Consider the following 13,398-nt stretch of genomic DNA (forward strand, 5'->3'; position numbering starts at 1 on the left):
CCGGGAGTGTGGATCTAACGGAGACCTCTCTGTTGCCGGCGCCTTAACACAGAGATTTTCCTCTATGGCAGCGGTATCGTCACCGGTCAGGCCGATGCCCCAAGTCGGGTCTGCCGAGTTGTGGCGAGGCTCTCCGGGTCAGTCGGCGGCGACTGCGGTCTTGGTGCTGCCGCCGTGTTCGGTGATCCGCGGCCGGATGTGTGCCTTGACGGCGCGGCGGCTGAAGTCTGGGTCGGTCGCCTTGCCTGACCAGATGTAGGCCTCTCCTCGTCCCAGCGCTGCCATCTTGGCCGGCGTTAGATCGGCGAGAGCGGCGTTGGCCTTCTGTAGATGCTTCAACCATGCTGGAGAGGTGAACCGGTGCAAGATGAGTTGGTTGGAGAGCTCGATGAGGGCTATCGGCACTGATGCTGGTTCCTGGCTCGCCACCAGGATGCTCATCCCCTTGTGTCGCATCTCTCGCACGCTCTCGATCAGCCCGGCGGCGAGATCCGGGCTGTCGATGAACTTGTGTGCCTCGTCGAAGACGACGAGTTTGTTGAACCGACGCCCGGCGCTGGTGGCTTCCGAGAACAGCTCCATGAGTACGACGAACAGGCCGAGAGCCTCGTCCTTCTCGATCAGTTCGTCTCGAAGATCTACAATGATTACCCGACCGGGGCGGACCAGGTCCTGAATCCGGGCCGTGTCGTCGATGTAGTCGGCGGCGAGGTCCAGACGCTGGTGGGCCAGCTGTTTGATGGGATCCGACAACGACGATTGGTCGACCCCGGCGCGCAGAGCGTTGATGGACAGGTTGTTGCGGTGCGCCTTCATGATCCGGCCGAGTTGGCGGATGTAGGTGGACTGGTTGCCGACAGCTCCCATCAGAAAACGCCAGTGTGCGGCCCGTAGCTCCGTCGAGCTGAATTTTAGTGCCCGCAGCTCGATGCCGGGATATTCGGTCCGGCGTTGTTCCAGTTGGTCTTCGGGAATCAGCATCAGCACATCGTCGAGCCCAGCCGGCGCTACGCCGTAGCGGTCCCGCAGACGTTGGACCTGCGTCGCGTCGGAGTTAGGGGCGACCAGGCTGGTGAACTCAGGTACGTAGCTCAGGATCGGACTGTAGTGGAAGATGATGGTAGCCAGCGGCTGCGGCAGCCGGTTGACCGGTGGCGTGGCGAGGGAAGCAGCTTCGACGATGGTGCCCAGCGTGTAGCTCTTCCCAGCGCCCTGCACGCCGAACAGGCTGATGGTGTGGGTCTCGTTCAGGTCGAGAGCAATATGCCGTCCGCCGTACTCGCCGATGATGCCGTACTGGGGGGACGGACCGGCTGCGCCGATGTAGATGTCAGGCTGAACCGATGGAGCCGGTGGGTCGGGCAGCGGTTGTTCTGACCGGTCTGTCGACTCCAGCAGTTCCGCTGGTCCGGTGGATTCCACCGGCTCCGGCCCAATTGGCGTTGCATCGGTGATCGCATCGTCTTGGTTGTTTGGGGTCTCGGGGTCGCGGTCGCTCGGTGGCCGGCCCTGCGGCACGACATGGTCGCGGGCAGGTGCCCGGAACGCGGCCTGTGGCAGACGTGCGACGGTGGACTGACGTGTTCCGAAGGTCCCCTCGGAGTGGGTGTCGGTCGGCGAAGCCGCCGCCAGAACCGGATCGGTGGCGATGCCGCCGAGTAGTTCGCTGATAACGTCGCGGCCGACGCGGTGAAACTCGACCTCGCCCTCGTCGTCTTGGTCAGTTCCGCTGCCCCGCAGGTCGAAGATGAGTCCGGTCTGGGTGAAGCTCAGCTGATATCCCCAGTCGAGGTGATCCAACATCCAGTGAGCTTCTTCCGCGATCTCACTGGCACCATCGATGATGCCGTGGCGGACCGCCCGGCCGAGATAGAAGCGCAACAACGCGGCGAGCTCCGCGTTGCGGCTCGCCCGGTCAGGACGATCGGGCTGGTAGTACGCGGGGTCGAAGCCCTCGGCGAGCACGTCTCTGCTGCGGCTGAGCTGCTCGGTGATCTCGTTTCGGACCTTCTGCAGGTCCGCGATGCTGGTCAGCGTGCTGTGACACTTCACTTCGACGAGCCGGCAGGTGATGGCGCGTCGCTGCGCGTCGAGACTGAAGAGGGCAAGGTCGGTGCGTCGAAGTCCGACGCTTTCGGCGACCTCGTCGGCTCTGCGGCGAGCGTCGCGGTATAGCTCCAGGTGGGAGTCGAGGGGGACGAGGATCTGGTCGCCCAGGACTGCCTGGTGCGACAGGTAGAGCCGGGCGAGCGCCAAGCCCAAGACTTCGGTCCGCTGGTTCGGTGCGGTGGACGCGATCTTGAAGGCCAGCCTGCCGGACAGTAGCCGAAGCTGGTCGAAGAAGGTCCCAGCGTGTCTGCGGTCGACCTGGAATCCGTGCTGATCCAGCATTGGACGCAGCAAGGAGCGCAGCTCGTCGACAGACCTGGAGCTGACCACCAGTTGGTGGCCGAGGCCGTCTGGTCCGGTGCTGGCGAAGTCGATGATGTAGTCGGTTCGGCGGGAACTTCCTGGACTGTCGAAGTACTCGACGCCCAAGGTCCGGTCCACGGTGATCACCCAGTCGCTGCAGCGGTGTGCCTGATGTAGCAGGCTGGCGTCGGCGGCGGTCAGGTTCAGCGTTATCCGTGGCACCAGCCCGGTTCCTGCTTCGCCGGTGGCCACCGTCGCTGTGGCGACCGAGATCGTCTGGGGAAGTGCGGTGAGCAGGTCGGAGTATTCCTCGGACCCTGGAATGTCCCGGCCAGGGCCGTGCCGAGGCTGCTTGTGCCAGGCCACGATGCCGTCGGTGGTGTCGACGTAGTCGACGGTCAACTCCTGGACCAGCCCGTGCACCGGTGCTGTCGAGTCGGGGCGGGCCGGACCGACACCGAGATCTTCGCCGCTGAAGGCATCGAAAAGCAGCGTGAGGTGTGCCGTGTGCCGGCTTGTCGCCGAGCGGAAGTCGTCGAGCGGCAGCACCGCGACGGCGAGTTTGGGCGCCAACCCGGTGCTGGTCGGTGTGCAGAACGTCTCCGCCTCGGCGGTGGTGCTCCACTCGCCGCTGAGCAGTTGAGCGAGCGCCATACCGGTGCCGGTCTGCTGCGGGTCTGCCGCGAACAGTCGCAAGTCGTACGAGAGATGCCGAAGGTTCTTGCGGCGCTCCAGCTCGATGAGGGTGTCCGCCAGCTGCTCCGCGCGCCCTGGGTTGACCACGCACAGGACCAGGGTGGCGACGTAGGGGTGCATCCGGACGTAGCGCTCGATCCGGTCAGCGAGTTGTCCGGCGGTGACCGTCAGGGCCGCGCTCGGACTGTCCGGCACGCCGAGCGCCGATGCCACGTCGGCCAACAGGGTCTGCGGGTCGCCCGTTTCCGCTGGTAGGTAGACCCCCCAGTGGGTGGCGAGATCGACGGCAGCGGCGCTGAGCCGGCCGTCGGTGCCGACGGCGGTCAGCGGGAAACCGGTCGGTGCCAGGGCGAACAACCGCTGGGCCGCCGCCCTTACCCGGTCCTTGTCACCCGCCGCTACCACGTGAACGAGCGGGGCGACGGACGAGGCTTCCGCGAGCCAGTGTCGCCCAAGCCGGGCCCAGGTGACCATCCACAGCAGACGCAATGGGTGGGTGGGGGCGACCAGGGTGAGCTGGTGCAGGTTGCCCCGGATGTCCTGGTGCTCCACCACGACGGTGTCGATCTGCAACAACGTCGTCAGTTGCCGCGTCAGCTCGGTGTCAGCGATCCGCCCGGTGCTGTGCAGCGATCCGTTGAGCAGCTCGGTGTATGCCTCCGCGTAGGCGAGTACGGCGGTGTCGATCCGGCTCAGATCACGGCCGGCGACGACCATGCCATCGTCACCACTGATTGCGGTCAGGACGGCGGCCCGGGTGGCGAGGAACTTGTCGAGCCGTTCCGAGGCAGCCAACGGTGGGTGCTGATGCTCGACCTCGACAAGGCGGGGCGATTGCCCGGCCGCTGTGCTCAACTGACGACCGGCGAGCCGGGTGGGCTCGGCCAGGATCTGCCGTTCCAGCTCGGCGAGGATCGGAGCGAGCGGCACCTGCGCGGTGCCATGCCCGCCGAAATCGGCCTCGACGATGGTGCGGGCCGGATCCTTCCATGACGTCTGCTGGCAGCTGACCTCCTGCCAGTCCCGCCCGTCCGCCGACGCCTCGAACGCCAGCCGGAGCAGCTCCTGGGTCACTCCGGCGGTCCGGCGGTTGTTGGGGTGGCTGGGCGGCTCGTCGAGGTCGTTCTCCGCGACCACGTAGAACCGGTGACTCTCGTTGTCAGGGTGGCTGGCCGGAAGCTCGGATTCCGGCTGGTCGCGGCGGCTCGCGTGCTGGGACGTCTCGACCGGCAGCGGCACGCCCGCGCTGTCCATCGGCGTGACCCGGATGTAGTGCCAGCCGTGGTCGAGCCGGGCGGGGCGCAGCCGCTTCAGCATCGCCTTGTACGTCTGCCGTCGGTTGGTGCCGACCTTGACGGTGGTGTGTATTCCAGTCGGGCCAGACTCCTCGGACATCAGTTGGACGGAGAAACTGGTCAGGCCACGGACCTGTCGGGCGTCCGGGGTCACCCCGAAGACCACCGACAGCTGGTTGTGGCCGGATGTGCCGCCTGGCAGGTAAGCCTGGCCGGTGATGCTGCCCAGGACCGGGTGGTCGCGGTGCTCAGGACGTCCGCCGGCGCGCGGCAGGGGCAGCTCATCGATGGTGATGCGTACGGCCGATGCGATCCGGTCCTCCGGCAGCGGCCAGCGGTGAAACGACAGCCCCCAGTTGGCGCGGTCGACGACGATCCGGCGGGTCCAGTCCAGGGAGGTGTCCCGGCCGGCGTCGGTCAGAAACTCGGCCACCTTGGTGCGGAACGCGGCATCGGTGAGCCGCAGGTCCACGACGCGTTGCCGGACCGACCGGTCGGCACGGTTGAGCGCCTGGATGGTCCGGGCGTTGCGGGTGGCCCGGGTGCGCACCTGGGCGGGGTCGGCGAACAGCTCGAAGTCGGGGATGAGCCCGAGCTCGAACAGCGCGCCGCCAGCGGCCTGCGGGTCCCGATCGTTGTGTTCGACGCTGAGCAGGAACCGGGCCCGCTGCAGCGGGCCGGCGACGATCCCGTACGCCTCGGTTGCCTGCTCGTCGAGCACGCCGAACAGTTCGCTGATCGCCGTGCGCAGCCCGTCGGGTAGGGCGGTCTGCAGGCGGGTGGCGAGCTCCTGGTAAATGTCGCCGGGTTCACTCTGCTCGAAGGTGGCGACCCCGAAGGAGTCTTCGGCGCTGGCGTGGGTGCCGGGTGGGATGAACACGAGCAGCGGTGGGCGCTGGCGGTCATCGGCGTCGGGGTTGCGCAGCTCGACGAGCTTGGTGCCGCTGATCGCCACATCGTCGGGCACCTGGGGTGGTTGCCCGAGGACGTGGATCTGGGCAGCGGTGCCGGTCGCGGCGCGTAGTCGGCGGCACAGCTGGGCGGCAAGCGGCGCGCCGAGGTCGGTCACCCGTACGCAGTGCCCCGGTGCGCGGGCGGCGAGCAGCGCGGCGAACCGGGGCACCAGGACCCGTTCGAGGGCTTCGTCGAGGTCGGTGTCGGTGACTTCGCGCAGTCCGGTGCTCATTGTGGCGCTCCGTCGGGCCCGAGGCGATAACGCGGGGTGATGGTCTGGGTGAGGTAGGCATCGGAGAGGTCGGTGTAGAAACCGATCTCCCGCAGCCGGGCGACGAACGCGGCTCGGTTTTCCCGAAGCGCCCTGTGGTCGGTGATGCTGGGTTGGCCGAAGCCGTCCCCTGGCGGAAGCTCGTCGATGTAGAGCCCATACCGGTCGCGTAGCACCGCGAGGAATTCGTCGACCCGGATCGCGGTGGTCCGCAGCGCGCCGGTGCCGTCGGGGCGCAGTAGGGCCAACTGGAGGAGCACTTCGAGTAGTCGGCTGTCGAGCACGAAGCGGCGCTGTCCGCGTCGTGGCTGGGTGAGCATCGCGCCCGGTCGGTGTTTGAGTAACAGGCTGTCGAGGCAGTCGGTCAGATAGCCACGGTGGAACTTGATTCGGTACGCGGTGATGATCTCGATGTAGGTGGCGAACGGGTCGAGTTTCAACTGCAGCAGGTCGGCGATCTGCGGGTCGAGGCCGTTGTCCTCGCCGGATGCCGCCTCCACGACCCGGGCCAGCCGGGCTTCGGCGAACCGGCCCCGGTCGGCCTTGTGCGCCGGGCCCAGCAGCGACAACAGTTGCTCGATGAGGAACATGCCATCGGCCGGCTTGCGCAGCTTGCCGATCTTCACCAGGTGCCAGCCGAAGTCGTCGAGTTTCTTCACGGTGAAGGTTGCCTGCACGAACGCCGAGATTCGGTCGTACCAGATCTGGGCGCTGGTCTCGGCGAGCCGGGCGGCGGGTGTGCCGGGCACCCCTGCGACGTCGAGGAAAAACCCGCCACCGGGCGCAACGCGGTCGCCGGCCGTCCAAACCGGCAGCGCTTTCATGATCCGGAAGTGGTATCGCGCCAGGTGGAAGGCGAACAGGATCTTCAGGTGGTCGACCAGCACCGATCGGGGTACGACTCCCCGGTGGTACAGCAGCCGGGTGACGTCCTGGGTGAGTAGCTCGGCGGCGGCGGTGTCCAGCGGTGGGTAGATCTTGCGGACCCGGCTGCGGTCCTCCCGGTCGGTGACCTTGGTCTTGGCCGCCTCGCAGAGGTTGATCAGGGTCTGGGTCTCGACGTCGATCTCGGTGGCGTCACCGACGCCACCGATCCGCTGGTCGACCCCCGCGAAGAAGAAACGTTTCAGCTGCTCCAGCACGGTGCCACGAGTTGTGGAGCCGTGATGGAGCATCCAGTAGAGCTGTTCGTCGGCACCGTATGGCCGGGATCGGCGCGCTACTCGGAAGCGGTAGGTGAAGCCGTGCAGTGGTCGCAGGCCGGCGATGGCCTGGCCAGGTTTGCCCCGGTTCACCAGGTCGAGCAGGTGCGTTTCCAGCCAGCGGGCGGTGACCTCCGGGTCAAATCCGACGAAGTGATCAGGATGCTTGGTGATCTCTTCGACGAAGACGTCGACGCTCAGATCCGCCCCCGAGCCGACCAGCACGCTCGGCGAGCCCTTCCACCGGAGCCGGGGCAGCAAGGCGGTGAGCACCCGGTCCATGTCGAGCTGTTTGTAGTCGAGGTAGCTGACCGCCGGGTGGCGGAACTCCTTGTCGTCCTTGTTTAGCCCCACTAAGACTCCTCCCGTGGGGCCACCGGCTGCATCCGGATCTGCCCTGTTGGTTCCCGCAGCACCTGCCACAACTCCCGCCCGGTCACGGTGAGCAGCAGCTCCTGGTACGGGGCGGCGGACAACTCGTGCTTGAAGATGGTCAGGCCGAGATGCAAACCCTGGCGTTCGGCGATGCCGGGCAGGTAGCCGTCCCGCAGCCGGTTGAGTAGCTCGAACAGGTCGAGCCGGATCCGCAGCGCGGCCTGATGGTGGGCGCTGCCCTGGTAGCCAAGCACCAGCTCCTGAGCGCCGCCCTCCAGATAGGGCGACTTCGGCGTACCGTCCGCACGCAACGACAGCTGCCCGGCAGGGAACAGCCGGTAGCTGCGGATCCTGCCGTCGGGCACCGCTCGGACCTGCAACGCCAGCGCGTTAGCGACCCGGGCGGCGTCGCCGAGCCCTTCGCTGCGGTTCAGCGCGCCGATGAGCTCCGGCAGCCGAGACGGCAGGTCGTCCGGGCGGGCCAGCAGGTTCAGGAAGTCCGATGCCGAGCGGTACGGCAGCATCCGTCGTGACCGTTCGTCGTCGACGCACTCGAAGTAGAACCGGCGACGGGCGGTGGCGAGGTAGCGGCGGTGCGCCTGGCCGGTGGCCGAGCTCAGTGCCGTGCCACGTGGCAGCTCGTCTACCAGGCGTTGCAGCATCTGCAGGTCGTATTCACCGCGCTGGTCGACCGTCATCAGGGCGCGGCCGGCGTCCGGGCCGACGTAGTCGAGCCGGCGGTCCAGGCCCGGATCGGCGACCGCAGCGATATCGACTTGGGTCAACAGGTTCAGTAGTCGGTCGGTGCCGTCGACCGGCCCAGCCCAGCTGTTGAAGTAGAAGCCGTCGAGCACTTCGGTAAGCTGGTCGCTGGCGTACAGCTCGTGGATGTCCGCGCAGTCGCGACCGCTGGTGAGCATGAAGGCCAGCGCCGACTGGACGTCGCGGACGGTGATGTGCGCGATGCCGCGCAGCTCGGTCAGGCGGTAGAGCATCCGCAGCCGTGCCGTGATCTTCGGCCCGATCGCTGGGTGCGCGAAGGTGCGGGCGTTGTGCCGGGCGTAGCACTTGTCGATGAGCACACACCCGTCGCACCCCTCCCACCGTTGTGGGTGGGTCATCCGGCCTAGCATCCGGTCGAAGACGGCACCGTTGAGCTCGTCGGAGTCGTCCAGCAGGCTGCGGCGGTTGAGGTTGATAACCACGACGCCTGACTCAGCGGCACCTGGACCAGCGGCACTCGTGCCAGTGACGTCGGCCGGTGCGCCCGACCGGTCGTGCAGACCGGCCAGCACCTGGTCGGCCAGGGCCGGGAACTCCGACCGGTGGGTATCGAGGAAGTCGACCAGTCGACCTTCGTTGATCGCGATCAGCCGGGTCTCTCCGGCGACCCCGGCCAGGTCGGCACCGGCGAACGGCGCGAAGAAGTCCAGCAGGACATCGTCGTTGTGCTTGTCCGACTCGTCCTGGCTGCCGTCATGGTTGGTCCGCAGGACCAGGCCGGTCGGGGTCTCGAAGTCCGCTCCGTTGCTGCGCCGCACGGGTGTGCGCGGCCCGTCCTTGGTGGCGACCGTCAACAGCCGTTCTAGGAACGCGGTCTTGCCGTCGCCAGCGTTGCCGGTGATGACCACCAGCCGGTAGGTGCCGGCCAACACGTCGGGGGTGAGCCTGTCGTCCAGCGCCGTGGTCACGTACAGGTCGAACGCCGGGTTGCCGCCGGCGCGGGTGCCGGCGTTGCTCCGGACGCTCTGGCTGTAGAGCGTTTGCAGGTGCCCGACGAACGGGTTACTGCCGGCCGACGACGGCGTTGGCGACGGGAGCACCGGGTCGGCGGGCTCCGGTCGCACCGGCTCGAACACCTGGTCGCCGAGGTCGCGCAACGCGTCGCGTAGCTGCTGGGCGCTGGTGTACCGCTCGCTGCGCAGCGGGGCGATGGCGGTCGACAGAGTGCGGACAAGTCGCGCGGAGAGGTTGTCGAGCCCAGGCACCTGGCGCGGGTCGTCGGGCCGTCGACCCATGGTGGCGGCGCGATCCGAGTAAGGCCACTGGCCGGTCAGCACCTCGTAGAGGGTCAGCCCAAGCGCGTAGACGTCCCGGTCGATGAGGTCGGCGCGGGTGACCGGCCCGCCGGTGGCGAAGTCCGGCGGGGCGTAGCGGGCGGTGCCACCGGTGCGCGACAGACTGGAGTCGTCGGAGACTGCCACGTTGAAGTCGATGATCTTGCAGCCGTTGTCGGTCCGCAGCAGGTTCGCGGGCTTAATGTCGCAGTGGTAAATGCCGTTCTCGTGCAGGTAGACAAGCCCGTCGGCGACATCGACGCCGAGCCGCACGGTGTCGGCTGGCCCCAGCGCCCGCTGACTGACCAGGTCGGCGACCTGCTGACCGTCGACGTATTCGAAGACCAGATACGGGATGTCGCCGCCGTCGAGGAAGTCGGCGCTCTCCACCTTGACCACACTGGGATGCGCCGGTAGCCGCAACAGCAGTTGATACTCGCCCCGCAGCCGCTCGACCACCGAATCCCGGTCACGGTGCACGATCTTCACCGCCCGGTCGAGGCCGGCAAGACGGTCGTACGCCTGGTAGGCGGTGCCGTAGGAGCCCGGTTTGCCGAGCCGGCGGCGGATGGTGAACTTGTGCGTCAGCTGATAGCCCGGCGGCAGGTCCCGGAAGTCGGGCTGCGGCGGCGTCGGCGCGGAGGTCGCCTCGGCCCGCCTGGTGTTGCCCGGTCGGATCAGCCACGCCAGGTCCCGCAGGGCCTCGGTGGCGGTCGGCCGCGCCGATGGCGCCAACGCGCACATCCGGCGCAGCAGCTCGGCCAGCGCTGGGCTGAGCCCGGCAGCGGTCATCACCTGCGGCGGTAGCACACTGCCCCGGCGGGTCTGGTCGTCCGTGGTGGCGAACGGCAGCTCGCCGGTGAGTAACCGGTACGCGATCACTCCGGCGGCGTACACGTCGGACGCCGGGCTCATCGCCTGGGCCCGCCGCTGGCATTCGGGGGCAACATAGGCCGGGTCGAGTACGTCGGCCAACCGATCGATCACCGAGTGGTCCCGTGGCCCCGGCGGCCGAGCGTAGTCGAACCCGGTGAGCACGCCCCGGTTTTCCCCGGTGACCAGCACCGACGCCGGGGTCAACGCCCGGTGCAGCACCCGGTGGGTGTGCGCGTGGGTAAGCCCACGCAACATGTCCGCGACGACCCGCAGCCGCACGTCGGCGCTGAGCGCCTGCCGTGGGTCGGTCAGGTGTACGGTCAGTGGCTGGCCGTTGACGTCGTCGAGGACAAGGACGAACTGTCCTTCGTCGTCGGCGGGGAAGAAGTCGCGCCGGCCCACGATGTGCGGGCTCGGCGGCATCTTCGTCAGAACCTCGTACGCGTTGCCGATCGCGTGGCGCTGCGCCGCCCGCTGATCGGCGGGCAGGAACGGGTCGGCCCGGTAGACCCGCAGCAGCACGGTCTCCGACGCGGCGGCGAAGGTGGCGTTGCGGGCCCGGTATTCGGTGACCTCTTCGTCGCCGCCTAGCCGTTCGCAGACCTGCCAGTTGCCAAAGTGTCGCGGCCCGGTGCGGCGCCGGACCCCACTTCCCAGGGCGTTGAGGACGGTCGCCTGATCGGATCGGATGTCGCGGATCATGCCGGCCCGGATCCGGGCCGGGTCGTCGAGGGCCGGGATCAGGCCGGGCAGGTCGACGACGTCGATGGCGTCGGCGTCGGGGCGGTCGCTCGGGTCGACCAGCCGGGCGTCGCGACCGACCAGGACCACCAGGTGGCCCACGTAGACCTGGGACAGCTCGGGTCGGGCCCGCTCCAACACGCCCTTGAGGGCCCTGGCGTGCCCCCGGAGTTTGCGCACCGGCGAGGCGAACGAGTCGCGACCCTGCGGATACCATCGGACGCCTGCGACGTCGATCCGCCCGGCGGTGCCCTTCACGTCGATCAGGTGCACCGCGCGGGTGGTCACCACCACGAGATCCACTTCGTATGCGGAGCCGCGCACCGGGATCTCGATGTTGTGCAGCACGAACCAGTCGCCGGGAGCGTTTTCCCGCAGGTGCGCGATGACCCGGCGTTCCCCGTCGTTGGCCGGGGTGGACCCACCAACGATCTCAGCCACGATCAGCGAGCCGCCTCTCGCACCGCCTTGTCGAGTAGAGCAAACGCCTCGTCCTCCTTGCGGTCCGCATCGTCGCGGTCACGATACGCCTGCCGCACCACCCCGGCGATCCGCTCCCGGTCCGACCCCGCCGCCATCGGCACCGGCAGCCGGGCCCGCAGCGACTCGTGGATGTCCTGCTGCTTGCCGCCGGTACTCATCGAGCGGAGCATCCGGAACGCCACCTCGGACCGGAGGAACGCGAAAAGGTACGCCCCCGACACCTGCGGATCCCCCGAGACAACCCGGAGAAAGTGCTCAGAGAAGACGTACTTGTCGAGCCAGGCGCCGGTCGCCAGGAGCGGGCGGCAGTACACCTCGGTCTCGCCCAAGGTCCCCTGTGAAGCGATCAGTGTCGTCTCGTCCTGGCAGTGCATGGTGTCGAGGGTGTCGGCATCGAGACTGATCCACCGACCCTCGGGGCGCAGCCAGAATGCCTGGCGTTGGCCGAGCAGCCGGTGACCCGCCCCGGGTGAGCTGTCGACCCGCTTGAATCGGCTGCCGCGAGACAGTTGGCCGCCGGTGCAGATGTCGCCGAGGGAGCGGTGCGGGACGGAGCGGAGGGCCTCGATGATGCGGCGGGCGCGGGGGGAGTAGTTGAGTGCCCGCAGAGACAAGGCGGTGGGCCGCTCGATGGTGAAGCCGAGGTCACGCTCCCGGTCGTGCCAGCGCAGGTCGAGCAGCTCGGGGATGCCGGCGCTGACGAAGAGATCGCGGGTCGCCTCCCGTACTCCGTCTTCGTAGTGCTGCCGCAGCTGCATCGCCTCGGTGATCAGGGCGTCGATCCGTTGCTCGACGCCGCCACCGAAGCGGGGCACCGGCAGGTCGGCGATGTGGCTCGGCTCGATGTGCTTGACGCTGGTGCCGTAGATGCCGCCCTTGATCACCGGGATGCCGAACGGGCTGGCCAGGAAGGTGTAGAGGTAGCCGGCCGGGATCCGGGCGAGGTTCGGCACCACCCGCATGACATCTTGGCTGCACGCCGCACCGGCCATGCTGAGCCGAGCGTAGGTGACCCGGCCGGCGGTCATCCCAGAGCAGGTGACCAGGGTCCAGCCCGGCTCCAGCGGGAGGTTCGGGATCTTCGCGAACGACCTCTTGGTGATCATCGGCAGGTTGGCCAGGTCGGCCTCGAAGATGTCCGCGCTGCCGAGGAACGGCACCCCGTGCGCCGGGTCGGTGGTCCACTCACGGCGGAACCGGCCGGCGTGGAAGACCCGGGCGGTGACCGAGTGCAGCGGCTCGCTGTGCGGCATCCGGTCCAGGTATTTGCGGGCGGCGTAGGCGTCGGAGACGTACGGCCCCGGGTCGAGGCGGAACCCCTGCTCGGCCAGCCAGCTCGCCTGGACGGGATTGTCTGGGCTGGCCAGCTTCACAGCTCCTCCTCGGGGAACCAGTCACGTAGCGTGTCGCGCAGTTTCAGGAACGCCGGATCGACGCAGCCCCTGACGGAGATCCCGGCCGCCAGCCGCTTGAACAGCGCCGGGGAGCGGTCCACCTTGTGCCCATCGCGGCGCAGGTCGCGGTAGCGGTCGCGTAGATGCTCGAGGGCTTCCTTCGGCCGCGCCGGTTTGGCCCGGTCGCGCGGCCAGTGGCCGCTGTCGGCCAGGATCTGCCGGAAGTTGGCGGGGCAGTTGAGCGCCTGGGCGACCCAGGGGTTGTCCTGCCAGATCCACGCCTCCAGCTCCGGTTCGATCACGATCACTGCAAACTCGGCCCAGGTGTCGCGCATCCGCCGGCTGAGTTCGTCGTGGATCTTCCCCGGCCCGGGGGTGCCGTCCCAGTCGTTGTCCAGCACGATTACCGCGCGGTGGTAGTCGCGCCGGTACGTGCGCAGCAGCTCCGGCCCCTGCCGGTAGACCCCGGGATCCTTGGTGTCGGAGACGACCACGTCGTGACGCGGATCGAAGGCGAACCGTTGGCAGCCAACGCTGCGGTGGAACTCGGGTCGCCCGAGGAATCCGTGCAGCAGCTGCTGCATCGAGCCGTCGGCGACCAGGAAGATCACGTCACGCATGGGTGGGGGCATCCGGGGGGTG

Annotated in this window: 5 protein-coding genes; all 5 read right to left on the reverse strand. The window is 68.2% G+C overall.

Annotation, left to right across the window (positions count from 1 at the left end; genetic code table 11):
• Positions 1-138: 138 nt before the first annotated feature.
• The 5 genes from ABZ809_RS01875 to ABZ809_RS01895 are packed head-to-tail and all read right to left on the reverse strand — an operon-like array spanning position 139 to position 13,376.
• Positions 139-5,589 (reverse strand): hypothetical protein, encoded by a 5,451-nt coding sequence (locus ABZ809_RS01875; protein WP_357560424.1) that lies wholly within the window; start codon positions 5,587-5,589, stop codon positions 139-141.
• Positions 5,586-7,184 (reverse strand): hypothetical protein, encoded by a 1,599-nt coding sequence (locus ABZ809_RS01880; protein ID WP_357560425.1) that lies wholly within the window; start codon positions 7,182-7,184, stop codon positions 5,586-5,588. Before ABZ809_RS01880 ends, ABZ809_RS01875 begins: the two co-directional genes overlap by 4 nt.
• Positions 7,184-11,320, reverse strand: a complete 4,137-nt coding sequence (locus ABZ809_RS01885) for a protein kinase (RefSeq protein WP_357560426.1) — start codon at positions 11,318-11,320, stop codon at positions 7,184-7,186. The genes ABZ809_RS01880 and ABZ809_RS01885 overlap by 1 nt, the downstream gene beginning before the upstream one ends.
• Positions 11,321-11,322: 2 nt before the next feature.
• On the reverse strand, positions 11,323-12,735 hold the full coding sequence (locus ABZ809_RS01890; protein WP_357560427.1) for a hypothetical protein: 1,413 nt from the start codon (positions 12,733-12,735) through the stop codon (positions 11,323-11,325).
• A complete protein-coding gene (locus ABZ809_RS01895; RefSeq protein WP_357560428.1) occupies positions 12,732-13,376 on the reverse strand; it encodes a hypothetical protein in 645 nt (214 codons plus the stop codon). The genes ABZ809_RS01890 and ABZ809_RS01895 overlap by 4 nt, the downstream gene beginning before the upstream one ends.
• Positions 13,377-13,398 lie beyond the last annotated feature (22 nt).

The organism is Micromonospora sp. NPDC047074, assembly GCF_040643815.1.
In the GTDB taxonomy this organism is placed as follows: domain Bacteria; phylum Actinomycetota; class Actinomycetes; order Mycobacteriales; family Micromonosporaceae; genus Micromonospora.